Origin of the sequence: Paenilisteria newyorkensis (assembly GCF_000766145.1) — a bacterium.
GTDB classification, from domain to species: Bacteria; Bacillota; Bacilli; order Lactobacillales; family Listeriaceae; genus Listeria_A; species Listeria_A newyorkensis.
On sequence record NZ_JNFB01000044.1, the window covers coordinates 40,838 to 61,065 of the forward strand.

At 45.1% G+C, this 20,228-nt stretch carries 19 protein-coding genes; 7 read left to right on the plus strand and 12 right to left on the minus strand.

Annotated elements, in window-relative coordinates; all coding sequences use genetic code 11:
- Positions 1–5 precede the first annotated feature (5 nt).
- Both EP58_RS14470 and celB read right to left on the minus strand, forming a co-directional pair.
- Positions 6–1,322: a 6-phospho-beta-glucosidase gene (locus EP58_RS14470; protein WP_036094526.1), complete on the minus strand. Its 1,317-nt coding sequence runs from the start codon at positions 1,320–1,322 to the stop codon at positions 6–8.
- A complete protein-coding gene (gene celB, locus EP58_RS14475; RefSeq protein ID WP_036094527.1) occupies positions 1,319–2,662 on the minus strand; it encodes a PTS cellobiose transporter subunit IIC in 1,344 nt (447 codons plus the stop codon). Before celB ends, EP58_RS14470 begins: the two co-directional genes overlap by 4 nt.
- 282 nt (positions 2,663–2,944) lie before the next feature.
- Here celB and EP58_RS14480 point away from each other — a divergent pair, with 282 nt between their 5' ends.
- Together EP58_RS14480 and EP58_RS14485 are read left to right on the plus strand one after the other, a co-directional pair.
- Positions 2,945–3,697, plus strand: a complete 753-nt coding sequence (locus EP58_RS14480) for a MurR/RpiR family transcriptional regulator (RefSeq protein WP_036094528.1) — start codon at positions 2,945–2,947, stop codon at positions 3,695–3,697.
- Between the two features lie 25 nt (positions 3,698–3,722).
- Entirely contained in the window at positions 3,723–4,586 is an 864-nt protein-coding gene (locus EP58_RS14485) for an alpha/beta hydrolase (protein WP_036094529.1), read from the plus strand.
- A gap of 181 nt (positions 4,587–4,767) precedes the next feature.
- Here the strand turns inward: EP58_RS14485 and EP58_RS14490 are convergent, their stop codons facing one another.
- On the minus strand, positions 4,768–5,961 hold the full coding sequence (locus EP58_RS14490) for an ROK family protein (protein ID WP_174428846.1): 1,194 nt from the start codon (positions 5,959–5,961) through the stop codon (positions 4,768–4,770).
- A gap of 184 nt (positions 5,962–6,145) precedes the next feature.
- Here EP58_RS14490 and EP58_RS14495 point away from each other — a divergent pair, with 184 nt between their 5' ends.
- A complete protein-coding gene (locus EP58_RS14495; RefSeq protein ID WP_036094530.1) occupies positions 6,146–6,964 on the plus strand; it encodes a purine-nucleoside phosphorylase in 819 nt (272 codons plus the stop codon).
- A 51-nt stretch (positions 6,965–7,015) separates the two neighbouring features.
- Positions 7,016–8,272 (plus strand): nucleoside permease, encoded by a 1,257-nt coding sequence (locus EP58_RS14500; RefSeq protein ID WP_036094531.1) that lies wholly within the window; start codon positions 7,016–7,018, stop codon positions 8,270–8,272.
- 57 nt (positions 8,273–8,329) lie between these two features.
- Here EP58_RS14500 and EP58_RS14505 read toward each other — a convergent pair whose 3' ends face one another.
- Complete coding sequence (locus EP58_RS14505) at positions 8,330–8,770, minus strand: universal stress protein (RefSeq protein ID WP_036094532.1); 441 nt, start codon at positions 8,768–8,770, stop codon at positions 8,330–8,332.
- 148 nt (positions 8,771–8,918) lie between these two features.
- Between EP58_RS14505 and EP58_RS14510 the strand changes: the two genes are divergently transcribed.
- Both EP58_RS14510 and EP58_RS14515 read left to right on the plus strand, forming a co-directional pair.
- Complete coding sequence (locus tag EP58_RS14510) at positions 8,919–9,365, plus strand: MarR family winged helix-turn-helix transcriptional regulator (RefSeq protein WP_036094534.1); 447 nt, start codon at positions 8,919–8,921, stop codon at positions 9,363–9,365.
- Between the two features lie 12 nt (positions 9,366–9,377).
- Positions 9,378–9,737, plus strand: a complete 360-nt coding sequence (locus EP58_RS14515; RefSeq protein WP_036094535.1) for a Lin0512 family protein — start codon at positions 9,378–9,380, stop codon at positions 9,735–9,737.
- A 58-nt stretch (positions 9,738–9,795) separates the two neighbouring features.
- On the opposite strand, the gene EP58_RS14520 is transcribed toward EP58_RS14515, so the two are convergent.
- Positions 9,796–11,307, minus strand: a complete 1,512-nt coding sequence (locus tag EP58_RS14520; protein WP_036094536.1) for an ABC transporter permease/substrate-binding protein — start codon at positions 11,305–11,307, stop codon at positions 9,796–9,798.
- A complete protein-coding gene (locus EP58_RS14525; protein ID WP_036094539.1) occupies positions 11,304–12,278 on the minus strand; it encodes an ABC transporter ATP-binding protein in 975 nt (324 codons plus the stop codon). Before EP58_RS14525 ends, EP58_RS14520 begins: the two co-directional genes overlap by 4 nt.
- Positions 12,279–12,510: 232 nt before the next feature.
- Here EP58_RS14525 and EP58_RS14530 point away from each other — a divergent pair, with 232 nt between their 5' ends.
- Positions 12,511–12,975: a DUF1877 family protein gene (locus EP58_RS14530; protein WP_036094541.1), complete on the plus strand. Its 465-nt coding sequence runs from the start codon at positions 12,511–12,513 to the stop codon at positions 12,973–12,975.
- A gap of 246 nt (positions 12,976–13,221) precedes the next feature.
- Here the strand turns inward: EP58_RS14530 and EP58_RS14535 are convergent, their stop codons facing one another.
- From EP58_RS14535 to EP58_RS14560, 6 genes are all read right to left on the minus strand, one after another.
- The gene (locus EP58_RS14535) at positions 13,222–14,523 is read right to left on the minus strand and encodes a pyrimidine-nucleoside phosphorylase (protein WP_036094542.1); all 1,302 of its coding nucleotides are present in this window, start codon (positions 14,521–14,523) and stop codon (positions 13,222–13,224) included.
- A 20-nt stretch (positions 14,524–14,543) separates the two neighbouring features.
- On the minus strand, positions 14,544–15,725 hold the full coding sequence (deoB, locus tag EP58_RS14540; RefSeq protein WP_036094543.1) for a phosphopentomutase: 1,182 nt from the start codon (positions 15,723–15,725) through the stop codon (positions 14,544–14,546).
- A 14-nt stretch (positions 15,726–15,739) separates the two neighbouring features.
- Positions 15,740–16,921: a NupC/NupG family nucleoside CNT transporter gene (locus EP58_RS14545; RefSeq protein ID WP_036094544.1), complete on the minus strand. Its 1,182-nt coding sequence runs from the start codon at positions 16,919–16,921 to the stop codon at positions 15,740–15,742.
- A 356-nt stretch (positions 16,922–17,277) separates the two neighbouring features.
- Positions 17,278–18,291: a LacI family DNA-binding transcriptional regulator gene (locus EP58_RS14550; protein WP_036094546.1), complete on the minus strand. Its 1,014-nt coding sequence runs from the start codon at positions 18,289–18,291 to the stop codon at positions 17,278–17,280.
- A 66-nt stretch (positions 18,292–18,357) separates the two neighbouring features.
- Positions 18,358–19,032, minus strand: a complete 675-nt coding sequence (gene deoC, locus EP58_RS14555) for a deoxyribose-phosphate aldolase (RefSeq protein WP_036094547.1) — start codon at positions 19,030–19,032, stop codon at positions 18,358–18,360.
- Between the two features lie 91 nt (positions 19,033–19,123).
- Positions 19,124–20,059: a sugar-binding transcriptional regulator gene (locus tag EP58_RS14560; RefSeq protein WP_036094549.1), complete on the minus strand. Its 936-nt coding sequence runs from the start codon at positions 20,057–20,059 to the stop codon at positions 19,124–19,126.
- Between the last annotated feature and the right edge of the window lie 169 nt (positions 20,060–20,228).

Below are 20,228 nucleotides of genomic sequence, written 5' to 3' on the forward strand. Positions count from 1 at the left end.
TCTCTTTATTTATTGAATTGTGGTAAATACGCTTGGTGTGCCTCGAGTAGCTCATCTAAAAGTTGGTGCGCGACCGCATCACTTGGCACGAGTGGGTTGATGGTCATCGCGAGTAATGCTGTGTTGTAATCGCCTGTCACGGCGGCTTCTGCAGCTAGGCGCTCGAAGGACTTGATGGACTGGACGAGGCCGTTTACCGCGATTGGAAGTGGGCCCGTTGTTAGCGGAATCGGGCCTTGACTGGTAATGACACAGTTTACTTCGACGGCGGAATCTGGATCAATGCCTGCCACCGCGCCATTGTTGCGTGTATTGACGGTTTGGATGTCTCGCTTATCATTATAAATGGAATGGATTAAATTGCAAGCGGCTTCACTGTAATAGGCACCTCCGCGTTGTTCGAGTTGTTTCGGTTTTTCGGCCAAATCAAGATTCTTATATAGTTCGAAAAGTTCGGTTTCGACGCGCTTCACGACTTCTGCTCGGGTTCCTTCTTTGGCAACAGCAGCTTTTTGTTCAGCGAGCATGATAGATGTTTGGTAGTAATAGCGTAGATAGCCGATTGGGACCATGCCGAGCGTATTTAGGAATAGCGGGTCCCAGCCGACGTCTGCGATATTTTTTAGGGAAATGCCGTCTTCGTTTTTTGTCATTTTTTCCATGACAGTGGGCGTGACGTTTTTGCCGTCGAGATAGACGTTTTTCGCGAAGACCATGTGGTTAAGGCCTGCGAATTCTACGTAGATGCGGGATGTGTCGACGCCGAGTTCTTTGGCGATGCCTTTTTCGATGCCGATTGGACCGTTGCATAATCCGACGACTTTCGTGATATTGCTGTAGCGCAACACGGCTTCAGTGACCATTCCTGCTGGATTGGTGAAATTGACAAGCCAGGCGTCTGGGCATAGGCGCTCGATGTCACGGCAAATGTCGAGGATGACTGGAATCGTCCGCAATCCTTTGAAAAGTCCGCCGGGGCCGTTTGTTTCTTGGCCAATGACATCGTATTTTAGCGGAATGCTTTCATCTAGCATCCGGGCTTCGAGACGCCCAACGCGAAATTGTGTCGTTACAAAGTCGGCGTTTTTTAAGGCTTCTTCGCGGTCCATCGTGAGGTGAATCTGGATTGGGACGCCGGCTTTTTCCACCATTCGTTTTGCTAACGCGCCGACGATTTCTAGTTTTTCGCGGCCTTCTTCAACATCAACAAGCCATAGTTCGCTGATTGGTAATTCGTCGTAGCGGTTGATGAAGCCTTCGATTAGTTCGGGTGTGTAGCTTGATCCACCGCCGATTGTTGCGATTTTCAATGATTTTTTCATGCTTTAGGACTCCCAACTTCTTCATTTGTTAAAGCTTGTTCTTCTTTATATTTTTGCGCATCCCAGACTTTGAAAAATGGCCAGTAGATGAGCATGGCAACGAGGATATTGATGATTTGCATGATCGATCCGGATATTTTGCCACCGGTTGCTAGGAAGCCGCTGATGATTGGCGGTGTGGTCCATGGAAGCGCGATGCCGGCTGGTTTTGCGACAAGGCCGGATTCCATACCGAAATAGGTCATGATTACGAGAAGTACTGGTGTGAGCACGAATGGAATGATGAAATAGGGATTCAAAACGATTGGGACACCGAATACGATTGGTTCGCTGATGTTGAATACGCTCGCTGGTCCGGAAATTTTGGCGAGTTGCTTCATTTGCTTACTTTTCGCGCGCCAGAATAGCAGGATAACGAGGCCAAGCAAGGCGCCAGTTCCGCCGGGCACAATCCATAATTCGTAAAATTGTTGCGTAACGACGTTCGGTAATTCTTTGCCTGCTTGGAATGCGGCGCGATTTTCGTCCATGTTGGCAAGCCAAACGGGATTGGTGAAGGCGCCGATGATGGCGTCGCCGTGCAAGCCGATACTCCAAAGTAGAGCAATGATGATAACGGTTACAATCATGCCAGGTAATGTGCTTCCAATATAATGCATAGGGATACCGATGACTGTCGAGATAATTTCATTGATGCTCGAAAATGGTGTTAACTCGATGAGCAGGCGTAAAATCCAGACCGTTGTAATCGTGATAAATCCTGGAATCAGGGCAATAAACGATTTTCCGACGGCTTCGGGCACACCATCCGGCATTTTGATGACCCAGTTTTTCTCGAAAATCACGCGAAAAATCTCGGTGGCACCTAGGGCTATAACGATTGCGACGAACAGGCCTTGACTCCCGGTAAGAATCGTTGGGATGACACCGCCAACATCGTACGCCGTTTTGCTACCTTCTGGTGTGAAGGACGTGATTTGTGGAATCGTTAGGATAAAACTAACAAGGGCAACCGCTCCGCTCATCAAGGGATCGGCGGTTTTATATTTCTCAGCGAGCCGGTAAGCGACGCCAAAACAGGCTAGAATCGCCATAATATTGTAGGAAGCTTCGACGGGATACCCGAGTTTCACTTGCCACTGGGAACCAAAAATGTTCGCCATAAAGTCTTCATAACCTGGAATCGGTAAATATTGAATAATCATAAAAACAGAACCAATAATTAAAAATGGCATGGCTAGCATGATACCGTCACGAACCGATGCTAAATGTCGTTGCGCCGATAATTTCGCTGCGACTGGCGCCAAACGGTTTTCCAAAAATGCGTAAAACTTATTCATTGTCTTTTCTCCTCACCTTTTTTTAAATTGAAATGACTACAGACTCACTTCGTTTCTCTGCATATTGAGGCCCTAATTCGTTTCCTTCACAGGACCTCAAAAAAGATAGCGCTTTCTTGTCTTTATTATAGATGCTGCTCATTGGAATTGATATAGCGCATAGCCATTTAGAAAAGCGTTTGCAAAGATGAAACTTGTGTCGCGAAAGTAACAGGTTGTAACGCTAGATGTTATATGCTAGACTTTTGATATAGGTTGATTCCTAGAGGAGGTCGAAACGTTGTGCTATTTTTGGATAAGACGCCTGAATTGAGCGATGTGGACATGATGATTTATAAGTATGTCACCGCCAATTTGGACAAGGTTAGTTTGATGCGGATTCGTGATTTAGCGGATGCGACACATGTTAGTACAGCGACGATTTTACGATTTTGCCGTAAGTTTGAATGCAGTGGTTTTTCGGAGTTTCGGGTGCGTTTGCGGATGTATGCGGAACAATCGAGTGCGACGCAGGTGGACTTGGCGGATGAAACAACATATATTGATTTTTTAAAACGGACATCACAGGCGGAATTTAAGTCGCGGATTGCACAGGCTGCCGAGTTGTTGAAGGATGCCGAGCTGGTTTTATTTGTCGGCGTTGGCTCGTCGGGCATTGTCGCCGAGTATGGTGCGCTCTATTTTTCCTCGTTATTCACGCTCGCTTTGCACATCGAGGACCCGCTGAACCACCCATTCAATCACCTTTCTAAAGGACTTTCCGGGAAACTGTGCATCATCGCGGTCTCGGTCTCTGGCGAAACGAGTGAAGTCATTAAATACATTCAACATATCAACGCCCACCAATGCAAAATTCTTTCGATCACAAATAGCGAAAAGTCAACGGTGGCGCGACTTTCGGACGTTAATATCCCGTATTATATTCACCGCGAAACGTATCAAGGCGCTGATATTACGTCCCAACTTCCGGCGCTTTATACAGTAGAATGTATCGCGCGGGAAATCAGGCGAAAACTGGATAGTGAAGCGAAATAACACGCCAAAGAAAGGATTTAGTCACATGAAAAAATGGATACTCGGGCTTGGATTACTTCTTCTCGTTTTGGCGGGATGTGGGAATTCGAAGGCCTCGGAAAAAGAACTCGAAAATTTGCCAAATCTCTCTGGGGAAACCGCCCTCATTCTCGTTCATGGAACTGGCGGTAGCACCGATACGTTTGATGGCTTTAGCGACACGTTTATCAAGGATTACAAACTTTCGAATGAGCGGATTAAACTCGAGGTTGGGACGGATGGCAAGCTGACTTATCATGGCGTATTTACTAAAAATGCCAAACATCCTATCGTTCAAATTGGTTTTGAGGATAGTATCGATGCGTCCATTGAGCAACAAACGGATTGGCTTCGTATCGCGATGCAGGATCTTGAAAAACGGTATCATTTGACTACGTTTGATGGTGTTGGGCATTCGAATGGCGGGCTGGTCTTGTCGACTTACTCGCAGAAGTATGCCAAGACAACACCAACACTCGAGCGCTTAGTTGCGATGGGTGCGCCGTATAATGATTTGGGTGAAGAGGATAATGATGGGGATTTGGCGTTTGACGATGTTCCTGTGACGACGCCTCTTTTGAAAATATACGAAGATAATCGCGCTAAAATGGATTCTAATTTGCTAGTGTTGTCCATTGCTGCGGATATTGATGATGGGAGTTTTTCGGATGATATCGTCCCGGTTCTGAGTGCTTTGGGTTCGCGCCTTATTTTTAAAGATACCGCTAAAGTGTACTTAGAAAGCTATTATAAAGGCGCCGAATATGACCACAGAACGATGTTTGCAAACCCCGATATCCAGAAAAAAGTGGCTTGGTTTTTGTATACGTACAAGGGAGATAAGAAAGAAGTCGAACTTGCTCACAGTTAAAAAAATGCTTAATGTGATATTTCTCCAAACTTCAGCGTGTCGACAAATACTTAGTTTCTAGGCAAAAGCGAGTACCAGCGCGGAGTGTACTAGAGTACAAGAGCACTGGAACGGAGCTTTTAACGACGAAAATGAGTGTTTGTCGACACGCTGGGCGCTGCATCCGAGGCAGCGCCATTCTCTATTCATTTAAGAATTTTTCTAAAACCATGCCGCCTGCGCCTTGAGCCACGATTTCATAGGACTCTTTCGCTGGATGGATCGTGGTTTTTATTTTTGGAAAGGCTCTCAGTCGTTCTTCTACGGTGTTTTTAACGTCCTCGAAAAACGTGGCTTTTGGAACGAGGGTTCCGCCGCAGACAACGGTGTCGGGTTGGGTCGTCAAAATCAGATTGGATAGCGCGATACCATAATAGTAAGCCGCATTTTTCAGAATTTCGTGGCACATCGGGTCGTCCTGTTCCAGCGCTTGGAAAATCGTGAAGTAATCGATTTCATCTGGATTTTCTACGAGATTCGTCAACATGGATGCCTTTCCCTGCTTCAAATCATGCTGAATTTTTGCCTTAATCGCTGGCAAGGAACTGTATGTATGAAGGCAACCGTAAGAGCCGCAATAACAGCGCGAACCGTTCGTGTCGATAATCGTGTGCCCAAATGCGTTCGTCATGCCGTTACTTCCTGATGTCACAACGCCTGCCACAATCTCCGCGCTACGAATTTCAATATCGCACGTCGTCATCAAAAAGCGCTCACTCGTCTGCCAATAATGGACGCGATATTCCGCGAGCGCCGCAAAATTCACACCACTTCCAACCATGATATAAGTCGGGATTTTCGCGGCTAAATAATGCTCGATATCACTCGGCGTCACATCCGTATTCTGATTCACCTGATCAAATAAATCATCGATGGAAATCCCAATCCCAAGAATTTCGGCAATCTGTTTCTCGTGTTCGCTTAGCAAATCCAGCAACTGCTCCACAAACATATCGAGCGTCCTGTAAATCGAGGTTGGCGTGCCCATGCGAATTTTCTTATGTCCAATCTCTTTCAAATTGAGGTCAGAAAGCACAATCGTAGAATAAATATTTGTGACTTCGATGCCTATCAAATACGCTTTTTCGGGATTAATGCGGTATAAAATCGGTTTTCTTCCTCCTGTTGAGGCACCTAATTCGCCGCTGTTAATCAGATCACTTTTACTCAGTTCATCGAGCAAGCGCGCGCATGTAGCCGGCTTCATGCCAGTCTCAGCTAGCAATTCTTCTACCGTGATGGACGCGTGCTTTCGTATCAAATTATATAAAATCTTCAACTTCTTAATTTTTGAATTCTGCGTTGTTCGGAACGCCTCCAACATATTGCTTCCCACGGCCACGACCCCCTCTTATATAGTAAAAATGTATCAAATACCTAACAAAAAAGCAATTTCCAACTCTTTTTATCAAAATGAAAAAAAGTTATTTACTTTCCGTTTCATCCGTGTTAAGATTATCCTGAAAGCGCTTTACAATATAATTTTGTAAATGCCTAATGATTTCGAGGAGGAAATGACAATGCATAAAACAGAACAAATTAATGAGGCTGTCCGTTACATTGAACAGTTGACAGCGGTTAAACCAACGATTGGTATTATTTTAGGATCTGGACTTGGGCCTTTTGCGGATACAATTGAGGATGCGATTCACATTCCGTACAACGATATTCCTCATTTTGCGAAATCTGCTGCGGTTGGTCATGCGAACGAGCTAGTTATCGGCCAAATCGGTGGCAAAAATATCGTCGCGATGAAAGGTAGATTCCACTATTATGAGGGGTTCCCGCTGGATGAAGTGACTTTCCCGGTGCGTGTTATGAAAGCGCTTGGCGTGGAGAAATTGATTATTACGAATGCGTGTGGCGCGGTGAATACAGACTTTAATCCTGGTGATTTGATGTTGATTACGGATCATATTAATTTGACGGCGAACAATCCGTTGATGGGGCCAAATAATCCAGATCTCGGTGTGCGTTTCTTGGACGTTTCAGAAGTGTATAGTAAGCGGTTACGCGCCATTGTAAAAGACGTGGCAACGGATCAAAATGTGACTTTGCGTGAGGGTGTTTACGCTTGGTGGACTGGACCTACTTACGAAACGCCAGCAGAAATTCGGATGATTCGTGGTTTTGGCGCGGATGCAGTTGGTATGTCGACGGTTCCAGAGGCCTTGATTGCTCGCCATGCTGGTATTGAAACAGTTGGTATTTCTTGTTTGACGAATATGGCTTGTGGTATTTTGGATCAGCCGCTTAGTCACGATGAAGTTATTGAGACAGCAGAACGTGTCAAAGCTACTTTCTTAAAATTAGTGACCGAAATTATTTCTCGTTTCTAATCACGGTTTCTTTTTATCATATTGAAAATAAGTTTTTGGAGGGAGAACATCATGGGGATTAAAACGCGTCTTCGCTTTATGTCATTTTTGCAGTACTTTATTTGGGGGAGCTGGCTGATTACGCTCGGTTCTTATATGATTAACACGCTTGGCTTTTCGGGCGTCGAGGTTGGAATTGTTTATAGTTCTAAAGGAATCGCAGCCGTGATTATGCCTACCTTGATGGGGATTGTAGCGGATAAATGGATTAAGGCGAATTATTTGTACACCGCTTGCCATGTTATCTGTGCGGGGGCGCTGTTTTACGCGGCTACTGTGTCGGATCCGACTGTGATGTTCTGGGTGATGCTAGTGAACGCGATGTTCTTCATGCCTACTTTGGCTTTGTCGAACACGGTTTCCTACTATTGTTTGGAAAAGGCTGGGATGGATACGGTGACAAACTTCCCGCCAATTCGGGTTTTTGGAACGGTTGGCTTTATTATCGCGATGTGGACGATCAGTTTTGCGGGACTTGAGCTTAGTAATGTGCAGCTTTATATCGCGGCTGGCGCGTCTCTCCTACTTGCACTTTATTCGCTGACAATGCCTACGATTCCGACGGCGAACAAAAAGAAAAACCAAGGCTGGGTCAGCATGCTCGGCTTGAATGCATTTGTTCTTTTTAAGAAGCCAAAAATGGCGGTATTTTTCCTATTTGCGATGTTGCTTGGGGCGGTTTTACAAATCACGAATACGTTTGGTAACCCGTTCTTGCATGATTTCGGCTTGAATCCGGCGTTTGCGGATAGCTTGGTCGTGAAATATCCGTCGATTCTATTGTCCGTCTCACAAATGGCGGAAGTCCTGTTTATCTTGGCGATTCCGTTCTTCTTGAAACGCTACGGCATCAAAACGGTCATGTTGGTCAGCATGATTGCGTGGACGTTGCGCTTTGGCCTGTTTGCATTCGGCGATCCGTCTCCATTTGGTACGGTATTGTTGCTACTTTCGATGATTGTTTACGGCTGTGCGTTTGATTTCTTCAACATTTCTGGCGCGATTTTCGTGGAGCAAGAAGTGAGTAAGGATATTCGGGCGAGTGCGCAAGGGTTGTTTATGACGATGGTAAACGGTGTCGGTGCCTACGTTGGTGCGATTTTGAGCGGTATGGTTGTCGATTATTATACGATTGATGGCGTGAAAGATTGGCAAACTATCTGGCTGATTTTTGCGGCCTATACGCTAATTCTGGCAATTGTTTTCAAATTCACCTTCCACTACAAACATGAACCTGAGAAAATGAAAGATTTAGAGATTACGCATTGATTAAAAAGCATGATAGCAGTAGCTCAAAATTCGGAGCTGGCTGGTATCATGCTTTTTTTACTTCTCGCGGACGACTAGGACGTCGCAGATTGCGTGTTGTAGGACGTATGCGGAGACGCTTCCCAGCACGATTTTTTCGATACGGTTGAGGCCTGTTGCGCCACAAATGAGGACATCTGCGTCGAATTTGGCGGGAATATCGCGGGCGAGTAGGGTTTTTGGATTTCCGATTTCTAGGAACGTGTGTACTTGCTCGATACCGGCTTCTTCGGCGAGTTTTTTGTATTCGGCGAGTCTGGCAGTGGATTCTTCGTGTGCTGCTTTTTCTAGTCCGCCATCGTATGAGATGTTCGGCGAGAATGACCGGATGTCTACAATGCTTGCAATTCCAAGTTCTGAATCTGTTGCTTTGGCTAGTTCTACGGCTTTTAAAAAGGCGATTTCGGCTTGTGTTGACCCATCTAAAGCTACTAAAATACGTTGATATTTATTTCCCATCATCATCCACTCCTTCCTTACGACAATACCCGCAAACTACAGTTTTTATGCATCGTTTTGAGATGTTAGCTGGCGCTGTTTCGTGTATTCCTACTTTGCGCAATCTGTGCTATACTGAATCTATATTTTAGTAAAAAGGGGATACATTATGGATAAAGAGGATCGATTAAATCAACAGATCGCTCTATTTTATTTTGCTTACAAGACGTTTGTTGAAACGGCGGATCGGCTCATTGGAAAGTATGGCATTACGCGGACGCATCACCGAATTTTATTTTTTGTGGCGCATTCGCCGGGTGTTAAGATGAATGAGTTGTTGACGTTGCTCGAGGTTTCGAAGCAGGCGCTACATCAGCCGTTGTTAGAATTGAAGGAAAAGGGATACATTACCATGGAGCCGTCTGCCAAGGACAAGCGTGTGCGTTGCGTGTTTTTGACGGAGGCAGGAGCTGCGATTGAGGCTGAGCTTGGGGAGGCTCAACGGCGTCAGATGGCGGCTGCGTTATCGGCGAGTGATGATCCAGAAGGTAAGGTTTGGACGCATATTTTAGAGCAGTATGCAAAGGAACGACCAGGATTAGCATTCTTTAAATAGGAGCGTGATGAGATGGAGAAAATATTGTTTATCCAAACTGGTTTTGGTGTGGATGTGCATGGCCAAGATATTACGAAAGCCGCGATTCGAGCGGTGAGAAATGCCATTTTTACGAATTCGATGCCTGGTATTGAGGATTTGTTGCCGGGTAAGGATTTGAATAATATGGTTGTCAACGTGAAGCTTGCTTTGCCGACGGACGCGGAATTGCTTGATGAGAACGCGATTCGAGCGATTATTCCTTATGGGACGGTCACGGTGGAAACGATGCCGGGTGGAATGTTGACGACGAGCGGGATTTTTCTTGCAGATAAAGCGGATAAGAATGATTTGATGTATATCGTGAATGCATCCGTCGAAACTGGCTTTTAATTCAAAAAAGGAAGGCAGAAACCGGTGAGTTATCACCAGTTCCTGCCTTCCTTTTTGCTTAGTTCAGCAAACCTTCTTTTTGGAGGTAGTTTTTGGCTACTTCTTCTGCTGATTTGCCTTGGACGTTGACTTCGTAGTTCATTTCACTCATTTCTTGGTCGGTGATTTTGCCTGCTAGTTTCTCTAGTGGTGCTTTTAATTCTGGGTATTTTTCTAAGGTTGACTTGAGCATGAGTGGTGCGCCTTGGTATGGCGGGAATAGTTGTTTGTCGTCTTTTAGTACTTTGAGTTTGTATTGGGCGATTTCGCTGTCTGTGGAATAGGCGTCGAGTGTGTTGATGTCGCCTGCTTTCAGTGCGGAATAGCGCAGTTTTGGCTCCATTGTTTTTAGGGAGTCGAATTGCAAACCGTATCGTTTTTGCAAGCCTTTGTAGCCATCGTCACGATCGGAAAATTCGAGTGTGAATCCTGCTTTGACGGAGTTTTGCACGGCTTTTAAATCGGAAATAGTTTTCAGGTTGTAGGCTTTTGCGAATTCTGGTGCGACCGCGACGGCGTATGTGTTGTTGTATTTCATCGGTTTTAGGAACGCCATATTCTCTTTCGCCAATCCGTCGCGCGCTTGTTCATACACGGCTTGTGGGTCGTGATTTTTCGCTGGTTCTTTGAGGAAGGTTTCTAAAACGGTTCCTGTGAACTCTGGATAAATGTCGACGTCGCCTGATTTTAAGGCGTTGTAAACGAAGCTGGTTTTACCGAGATTTGGCTTGACGGTGACGCTTAAGTCGGTATCATTTTCGATGAGTTGTTTGTACATATTGATTAGGATTTCGGGCTCAGAACCTAGTTTTCCGGCGATAACAAGCTCTTTTTGCGGGCCGGTGAAGTAAGGCACGATGATGATGCTCGCGGTGATAACGAGTGCGCCGGTAATCGTGATGAGTGTGCGTTTGAACGTTGCTTTTTCCATATAGCGCAAAATGACGTCGAACAGGATCGCGAGTAGTGCTGCTGGAATAGCTCCGAGTAGGATTAAGCTGTTGTCGTTGCGGTCGATTCCGAGTAGAATCAGATCCCCTAGTCCGCCGGCTCCGATGAGGGCAGCCAGTGTCGCAGTTCCGATGATTAAGACCATCGCTGTACGGATTCCGGCCATAATGACTGGCATCGCAAGCGGTAATTGGACTTTATATAATTTTTTCCATTTGTTCATTCCCATTGCTTCGGCGGCTTCCATCAAAACTGGATCAATTTCTTTAATACCAGTATATGTATTCCGCAAAATTGGTAGTAAGGCATAGATAACAAGCGCGATAATCGCTGGTACTGTGCCGATTCCGACTAGTGGAATAAGTAAACCGAGCAAGGCAAGTGATGGAATTGTTTGTAAAATAGCGGTCACTTGGATGATTGGTTCTGCCGCGCGCTTGTGACTCGTTAGGTAGATTCCAAGCGGTACAGCGATGAATACGGCGATAAATAGCGACACAAAGGATAATTCAATGTGCTGGACTAAAGCGGCCCAGAGAGCGTCCTGTCGTATCTGAAACGTATCGATTAATTGACTCATACGCGCTCAGCCTCCCTTTCTAGTTGCTTCGCCAAGAATTGGATGACGTGTTGCTGTGTGATGGTTCCAACTGGCTTGCCGTCTCGCGCAACGGATACGTACGCCTGGTTTGCTAGTTGTTGTAGTAACACTTCCACCGCGATGCGTTCTGCAAAATCGGCTTCTCCATCTATAGATTGCGCCTCGAAATAGCCTTGTTCCACCATGTCTTGTACGGTGAATTTAGACGACAATACGTGTTTGTTCACGTTGCCTGATTCCAAGAAATTCTGCACAAATTCATTCGCTGGGTTTTGCAAAATTTCGTTTGGCGTGTCGCATTGCACGACTTCCCCATCTTTCATGATACAAATTCGGTCGCCTAGCATCAGCGCTTCTTGCATGTCATGCGTGACGAACACGATGGTTTTTTTGATTTGGCGTTGTAAAACGATGATGTCTTGTTGCAGTTTCTGGCGACTAATCGGGTCAAGCGCGCTGAACGGTTCATCCATTAAAATGATTTCAGGATCCGCCGCTAAAGCACGAACGACGCCAACACGTTGCTGTTCCCCACCGGAGAGCTCAGACGGTTTCCGATTCCGATAACTTTCCGCGTCTAGTCCAACGCTATTCAGCAATTCGGTAATCCGATCATGCGTTTTTTCCTTCTCCCATTTCTTCAGTTCTGGCACGACCGCGATATTTTCCTCAATCGTCATATGTGGAAAAAGCGCAATTTGTTGCAGTACATAGCCAATATTCCAGCGCAATTCATGAATGTTATAATCACTAATTCGCTTTTCATCGATATAAATTGTGCCCGTTGTCAGTGGAATAAGCCGATTAATCATTTTCAGCGTCGTCGTTTTACCGCAACCACTTGGTCCAATCAATACGAAAAACTCGCCATCTTTTATGTCTAAATCGATATTTTTGACGGCATGTTCACCATTTTGATATTGTTTCGTTACATTTTCGAAGCGTATCATGGGTCACTTTCCCTTCCATTTTGTCATTAAAAACATGTTTATTATCTTACCCTAATTTTCAAAACTAGAAACATTTGTTCTTAATTCTACCACTATCGACTACAAAATTACACAGTTAAGCATTTCGTTGACAAATCAACTAAAATTGCGCATAATAAACTTTATCACAGTGAAGTAACTCTTTATCAAGCAATAAAACAGACAAGGGACAACTTGAAAGGGGAATGACAAAATGGCATTACATGGGTACTACTATTATATTGACGAGCCGGGAATGCGCGAAATAAAAGCGGGATATGAGTCCGTGTTTACGCTACCGATGCTTCTGTCACTAGATGAATATTGGGAGATTATTCATTATATTTTTTGCGGGAAAACCAAAAACGGCAAATCTCCGTGGGGCTACATCGTCCCACTTAAAATCGAAAATGAAATTCGCGACTCTCTAGCAACCGTTTACTTCATCTATCCAGAACAAGTGCGCATGGCAAAAGACGCCTTATTCAGCATCACCGAAGAAGAATTCGTCGCAACATACAGCTTTAAAGAACTGAAAAAAGCCGGTTTATACGGGATAACTTGGCGGACCAAAAAAGAGAAGCTAGAGAAAGAACTACGAATAAATTTCCAAGCCTTGCGAACATTTTTTAATAAAGTCGCACAGAGCGATGATTGCATTATATTTTATGTTGTATAGACGAAGTGCTGAAACAGCCCGTTAGCCTCGACAGAAATTGTTAGGGGGCGCAGCGAAAACCCTCTTTTGGTTTTTGCGGAGGCCACGAAATTTCCGAGAGGCTGGCTGTTGAAGCCAGATCCGAAGGCGCCGGAGTATGACGCAGAGCAAGGAAGGCAGTCTCATTACATTCCACTACACACTGAGCTCCTAAATAAGCAAAACCACCGATTCAAATTTTGCAATCGGTGGTTTTTCTCATTCCTACTATTCCGTAATAATCGTATGAATCAACTTCGGCGCCTCAGCCTTATCGCTCACTCGAATATTCTCGTAAATCTTCGCCTCAACAGCTTTCACATCTTCCTTATTCGCGTAAATCGTCACAAGCGGCTCACCTGCTGCCACCTTATCCCCGACTTTCTTACGCAACATGATGCCCACTGCCAAGTCGATTTCGTCCTCTTTCGTCGCGCGCCCAGCTCCTAAAAGCATCGCAGCAATGCCAATCTCATCCGCCACAATCTCAGACACAACGCCGCTTTCCTTCGCTGGCACATCGATTTTGAACTTCGCTTGCGGCAATTTACTTGGATCATCCACAATCGAACCGTCGCCGCCTTGATTATTCAAGAAGTCCTTGAACTTCGCCAAAGCTTTCCCGTTCGCCATCACTTCTTTCAACATCTCGCGAGCTTCATCCAAGTCCTTCGCTTTCTTAGCCAAAACAACCATTTGACTTCCTAAAATTAAAACTAATTCCGTCAAATCTTCCGGTCCTTCGCCTTTTAGCGTATCAATCGCTTCTTGTACTTCCAAAGCGTTCCCAATCGCAAAACCTAGTGGCTGCGACATGTCGGAAATAACCGCCATCGTTTGGCGACCTACATTATTCCCAATCCGAACCATCGCGTGCGCCAAGTTTTCCGCATCTTTGTCGGTTTTCATGAACGCACCAGCGCCCGTTTTAACATCCAACACAATCGCGTCGGCGCCTGCTGCAATTTTTTTACTCATAATCGAGCTTGCAATAAGTGGAATCGAGTTGACCGTACCAGTTACATCGCGCAACGCATACAATTTTTTATCAGCGGGAGTTAAGTTCCCCGATTGGCCGATAACCGCGACTTTATCACGGTTTACCAAATCTATAAACTGCTCTTTCGTGATCTCCACATGGAAACCTTCGATCGCCTCTAATTTATCAATCGTGCCTCCCGTATGGCCCAATCCGCGTCCAGACATTTTCGCAACGGGCACGTCAAGCGCTGCAACAAGTGGCGCCAATACAAGCGTCGTCGTGTCGCCCACACCTCCAGTCGAGTGCTTATCTACCTTGATGCCTTCAATCGCGGACAAATCAATCGTTTCGCCGGAATTGACCATCGCCATCGTTAGATCCGCGCGCTCACGGTCCGTCATATCTTGAAAGAAAATCGCCATAGCCAAAGCGCTGACTTGATAATCAGGAATCTTGCCAGCCGTATAACCATCGACTACAAATTGGATTTCCTCTGTCGTTAACTCTTTACCATCACGCTTTTTCGAAATTACGTCTACCATTCTCATTTTAGTTCACCAATCCTTTTTTATTTTAAGTCGTTTAGGAAACTTGTGCCGTATTCAGGCATTTTCACTTTAAAATTATCTGCGACGGTCGCGCCTAAATCTGAGAATGTTTTGCGCAAATCAAGTTCTTTGCCGCCGTCTTTGAATTGTTTCGAATAAGCTAAAAGTGGCACGTATTCGCGTGTGTGGTCAGTGCCGCGGTATGTTGGATCGTTTCCGTGATCGGCCGTGATAAGTAGCAAATCGTCTTCTTGCATGTTCGCGAACACTTCTGGAAGTCTTGCGTCGAATGCTTCTAGCGCGTCACCGTAACCGATTGGGTCGCGACGATGTCCAAACAACGCGTCAAAATCAACTAGATTTAGGAAACTCATGCCGTGAAAATCTTCGGTCAGCAGGTCGATAAATTTATCCATACCGTCCATATTTGATTTCGTGCGAATCGATCTCGTAACGCCTTCATCATCAAAGATATCTGAAATTTTTCCGATTGCGATCGAGTCTAAACCGCCATCTTTCAAGTGATCCATCACCGTTTTGTCGAATGGTTTTAGCGCGTAATCGTGACGATTGGAAGTACGTTCGAATGTTTTCGCCGTTTTACCAACAAAAGGACGAGCGATAATGCGGCCTAGCATATAAGGCTCATCGCGCGTAATTTCTCGGCAATACTCACAAATACGATACAATTCTTCGAGTGGAATCAGTTCTTCGTTCGCCGCAATTTGCAAAACAGAATCCGCCGACGTGTAGACAATCAAAGCACCTGTTTCCAATTGTTCTTCACCAAGCTCTTCCATGATTTCCGTACCGCTCGCCGGTTTATTCCCGATCACTTTGCGACCAGAGAAGTCCTCAATTTTTTGGATCAATTCATCTGGAAATCCGTCTGGGAAAACGCGGAATGGTGTGTCAATATAGAGCCCCATGATTTCCCAATGCCCTGTCATCGTGTCTTTCCCTGCGGACGTTTCTTGCATTTTTGTGAAGTAGGCTTGTGGCTTGTCTGCAACTGGTACGCCTTCGATTTCGCGAATATTCGAGAGGCCAAGCATCGCCATATTCGGCATTTTTAGCCCTCCTTTTTCGCGTGCGATATGACCTAACGTATCAACGTCGAAATCGTCAAATTGTGCCGCGTCTGGCGCTTCCCCAATACCTACCGAGTCCATAACTACAACGTGAATTCTTTTAAATGCCATTTTCAAAAACCTCCTTAATAGATTAAGCCAACGATTGTGGCTGTTAAAAAACTAACTAATGTGGCGCCGAATAACAGTTTTAAGCCGAATCTGGCAACAACGATACCTTGTTTGTCGTTCAAGCTTTTGACTGCTCCAGCGATAATGCCGATTGATGAAAAGTTTGCGAAAGATACTAGGAATACGGATACAATCGCGGTTGTTCTGCCTGAGAAGTTGAAATTACCATTCTTCAAATCAGTCATCGCGACAAATTCATTGGATACCATTTTCGTTGCCATAATGCTTCCCGCTTTGACCGCTTCATCCCACGGTACGCCGACTAGGAAGGCAAATGGTGCAAAAACATAACCGAGTAATTCTTGGAATGAAAGTCCGAAAATACCACTGAAAATCGCGTTGATCATCGCGATAATTGCGACGAATCCGATCAGCATCGCAGCAACCGTGACCGCTACTTTGAAACCGTCCATAATGTACTCGCCTAACACTTCGAAAAAGCTCTGTTTCGCTTCTTCTTTGACTTCGAGAATATCTTCTTGTTCAGTGACTTCATATGGATTGACAATCGAAGCGATAATGAAGCCACCGAATAGGTTAAGAACTAGCGCAGTGACGACATACTCTGGCTTTAAGAGTACCATATAAGAGCCGACGATGCTCATAGAAACGGTTGACATCGCGGAAGCACAAAGCGTATATAGACGATGTTTTGGCAGTAAACCAAGTTCTTTTTTCACGGAAATAAAAACTTCGGATTGACCAAGAATCGCGGATGCAACAGCGTTATAGGATTCTAATTTCCCCATTCCATTGATTTTACTCAGCGCGAGACCAATATATTTGATGATAAACGGAAGGATGCGCCAATGTTGCAAGATCCCGATGAGTGCCGAAATAAAGACAATCGGCAATAACACACTTAGGAAAAAGGACATTTGACCGGTGTTCACAATTCCCCCGAACACAAAATTCACACCTTCTGCAGCGTACGATAATAATTTACCGAAACCGTCTGCAATCCCGCCGATAAGCCAGTTCCCTGCGCTCGTGTTCAGCAAGATAAATCCTAAAATAAACTGTAAAACAATCATGATGATGATCGGTTTGAACTTCACTTTTCTGCGATCGTTACTCGCGATCCAAGCAATGCCTAGCACGACAATCAAGCCAATAATACCAATTAGATATTTCATTATGAATCCCCCAATAATTTAAAGTATGAAACAATTATTGCTATGTTCGGTAAAACGGTTTACTGATGGTAGTTATACTTTTTCAGCAAGCGGTTACATTTAGCTTCCGAAAAAGTAAAACGGTTTACTTTGAGTAGTATATCATCATTTTCTCCCCAAGTGAAACAATATCCTCTTTCAGCGTGTCCACAAGTGCTCATTTTCGTCGTTAAAAGTTCCGTTCCAGTGCTCGCGTACTTTAGTACGTTCCGCTCTGGTACTCACTTTTGCCTAGAATCTAAGCACTTGTGAACACGCTGAGGTTTGGTGGGATATCTTGTTGGATGGGTTTTCTGTGTTTCTTTTTGTTTTGCGTTTTATTTTGCCAACCGTTTTTTTGTGCTTTGGCGGGCTATGAGGTCTAGTGGCATTTTTTTGTTGGGCATTTTTTCGGTTGGGTTTTGTATGGCTTTTAGTAGGTATTTGGCTGCGGTTTTGCCGATGTCGTAGATTGGTTGGCGGATGGTCGTTAGTGTCGGCGCCATGTATTCTGCGAGCTCGATGTCGTCGAAACCGATGATCGAGAGGTCGTCTGGGATCGTGATTCCGAGTTCGAGTGCGGCGCGGTATGCTCCGACTGCCATCTGGTCATTGGTCACGAAAAGGGCGGTGATTTCTGCGGTTTCTAGTAGTTTTTTCGATGCGATGTAGCCGCCTGGCATCGTTTGGTCGCCTTCCATAATCCACATCGGTGAGCCTGTTATGCCGTGGTCTTTTAGCGCTGCTTGATAGCCTTGTAAGCGTTCTTCTACGGAATAAAAGGAATCGTCTGACGTGATAATCCCGATTTTTGTGTGACCAAGTGATAGGAGGTGTTCTGTTGCCATGTATCCGCCTTCATAGTCGTCGATAAAAATATTGCCTTCCTCGCGGTGGTGCCGTTTGCGATCGAGCAAAATGTACGGTTTATGTAGCGCTTCCAGCTGTGCGAACACGTTTGACGCTAAAATATTTGGACTCGCGATAATCAAGCCATCTACGGCCCGATGCAAAAGTTCTTCGACATACAAGTCTTCGCGCGTACTGTCCTGCGACGAATTGCACAACAAAATCATGTAATCATGGGCGTTTAAGTAGTCCTCGGCGCCCTTCACCATCTGCGAAAAAAATGGATCCGTTACTTCCGGTACAATCATGCCGATCGTATTCGTCCGATTCGTCACCATATTTTTCGCAAAAAAGTTCGGTTTATAGGCTAAATCTTTTGCGGTTTGAAACACTTTATTACGCGTTGCTTCACTGAAACGACTTCCTTTACCGTTTAGAATTTGGGAAATAGTCGTAATGGAAACACCCGTTTTTTCTGCAATATCTCGAATCGTTGCACCCAATGTGGCTCGCCTCTTTTCACAGGAAAAATTACTTCTCCTCCATCATGCCACATTTCGGTGATTTTGTTAATAGTTATCTTTTGGATTTGCGTCATTTCCTGAAACAATCGACACGCCCGCGCTTGCTCCGATACGTGTTGCGCCTGCTTCAATCATTTTATCCACGTCTGCTTTTGTGCGGATGCCGCCGGATGCTTTCACGCCGATGTTTGGTCCAACTGTTTTGCGCATTAACGCGATGTCTTCCGCTGTTGCGCCGCCTGTTGAAAATCCTGTTGATGTTTTGACGAAATCAGTTCCTGCAGCTACCGCTAGACGGCATGCGCGTTCTTTTTCTTCGTCTGTTAATAGACACGTTTCGATGATAACTTTGACCAGTGCTTTGCCTTTTGCTGCGTCGACAACGGCTTTAATATCAGACTCTACTAATGCATCGTTTTTGTCTTTTAGGGCACCAATATTGATGACCATATCGACTTCTGTTGCGCCTTTTTGGATAGCGTCTGCTGCTTCGAAAGCTTTGGTAACGCTTGTGTTAGCGCCAAGTGGGAAGCCGATAACGGTACACACGTCCACGCCAGTTCCTGCTAATTGTTCATGTGCTAGCTCGACCCAAGTTGGATTGACACATACAGACGCAAAATTATATTGTTTCGCTTCTGCCGTCAGTTTTAGAATCATTTCCTTCGTTGTTTCTGGTTTTAAAGCTGTGTGGTCGATCATTTTGGCGATATTCGTCATGATTAATCTCCTCGCTTTTCTATTATTTGTCTTCATCATAATACATATATGAACATTTGTAAAGATATATATGAAATTATGTTCAAACTACTTATCGAACTAATTCTTTCGCGGTGAATTGGTCGGTGATGAGGATGTTCGCGTATTCGCCTTGGAGTGCGCCGTGAATCGCGGCAACTTTTCTTGCTCCGCCTGCAATCAGAACCGAGCGCTCTTTTTGCTTGAGTGAGTCGAGTTCGATACCGATTGTGCGCGCATCGATTTCCACGCTACAAATTTGGCCGTCTTTATCGTAAAAACGAGAACAAATATCGCCGACTCCAATCGATTTCAGCAGCTTTTTCTCGGCTTCATTGAAATAGCCAAGTCGGAAAAGAAGCGCCTCATCGCGGACGGTGCCTACAGTAAAAACGGCGATATTGGCTTGTTTCCCCATCTCGATGATGTGATGAATATGCCGATCTTGTTCCACCATTTCCTTGACAGTCGCGTTGTCGAAAATCACGGGAAGCGGTAAGTGGCGCGGCATCGTTTGGAAGTTTTCGGCGAATAGGGAGATGGTTTCGGACGCGTAAGTATTGACGTTGGAATGGCTAATCCCGCCTTTTAGTTGAATAACTTCGACGCCGCGCACGTCTTGTGGTCGGATTTTTTTCGCGACTTCGTACATCGTTGTTCCCCAGCTGACGCCTAGAATATCGCCATTTTTGACGGTTTCTTCGAGGTATTCAGCGCCTTTTTTGCTGAGGAAGTCGGTGATGGTTGTGTATTCGCTAGTCGGTGAAAAGACGACGTGTGCTTCTTTTAAGTTATATTTTTCTTTGAGTGCAGCCTCCAATGCGTCCAAATCAGCGAACGGATCGGTGACTTTGATCTCGACGTAACCACTTTCTTTGGCAAATTGCAAAAGTCGCGATACGGTTGGGCGCGAGATGCCTAGTTGGCTGGCGATTTCTTGTTGGCTATAGTCGGATTGGTAGTAAAGTCGCGCCACTTCAATGCTTAGCTGCTGTTTCTGTTTATCCATTGGGTTTCCTCATTTCTTAAAATTAGAACTATGTATGTGCCACGTATATAAATTTTAATGCCTATGTCTGCCTTTATTATACCAGTTAATGCATCGACGCCATAATATTATAAACCTTGCATTTTCTGTAATGTATACTATAATGATAAGTTACGAAAGGGGAATCATC

Coding starts and splice junctions, on each gene's coding strand:
- EP58_RS14470 (WP_036094526.1), bottom strand. CDS start 1,322: ATGAAAAAATCATTGAAAATCGCAACAATCGGCGGTGGATCAAGCTAC.
- celB (WP_036094527.1), bottom strand. CDS start 2,662: ATGAATAAGTTTTACGCATTTTTGGAAAACCGTTTGGCGCCAGTCGCA.
- EP58_RS14485 (WP_036094529.1), top strand. CDS start 3,723: ATGAAAAAATGGATACTCGGGCTTGGATTACTTCTTCTCGTTTTGGCG.
- EP58_RS14495 (WP_036094530.1), top strand. CDS start 6,146: ATGCATAAAACAGAACAAATTAATGAGGCTGTCCGTTACATTGAACAG.
- EP58_RS14500 (WP_036094531.1), top strand. CDS start 7,016: ATGGGGATTAAAACGCGTCTTCGCTTTATGTCATTTTTGCAGTACTTT.
- EP58_RS14505 (WP_036094532.1), bottom strand. CDS start 8,770: ATGGGAAATAAATATCAACGTATTTTAGTAGCTTTAGATGGGTCAACA.
- EP58_RS14510 (WP_036094534.1), top strand. CDS start 8,919: ATGGATAAAGAGGATCGATTAAATCAACAGATCGCTCTATTTTATTTT.
- EP58_RS14515 (WP_036094535.1), top strand. CDS start 9,378: ATGGAGAAAATATTGTTTATCCAAACTGGTTTTGGTGTGGATGTGCAT.
- EP58_RS14520 (WP_036094536.1), bottom strand. CDS start 11,307: ATGAGTCAATTAATCGATACGTTTCAGATACGACAGGACGCTCTCTGG.
- EP58_RS14525 (WP_036094539.1), bottom strand. CDS start 12,278: ATGATACGCTTCGAAAATGTAACGAAACAATATCAAAATGGTGAACAT.
- EP58_RS14530 (WP_036094541.1), top strand. CDS start 12,511: ATGGCATTACATGGGTACTACTATTATATTGACGAGCCGGGAATGCGC.
- EP58_RS14535 (WP_036094542.1), bottom strand. CDS start 14,523: ATGAGAATGGTAGACGTAATTTCGAAAAAGCGTGATGGTAAAGAGTTA.
- deoB (WP_036094543.1), bottom strand. CDS start 15,725: ATGGCATTTAAAAGAATTCACGTTGTAGTTATGGACTCGGTAGGTATT.
- EP58_RS14545 (WP_036094544.1), bottom strand. CDS start 16,921: ATGAAATATCTAATTGGTATTATTGGCTTGATTGTCGTGCTAGGCATT.
- deoC (WP_036094547.1), bottom strand. CDS start 19,032: ATGACGAATATCGCCAAAATGATCGACCACACAGCTTTAAAACCAGAA.
- EP58_RS14560 (WP_036094549.1), bottom strand. CDS start 20,059: ATGGATAAACAGAAACAGCAGCTAAGCATTGAAGTGGCGCGACTTTAC.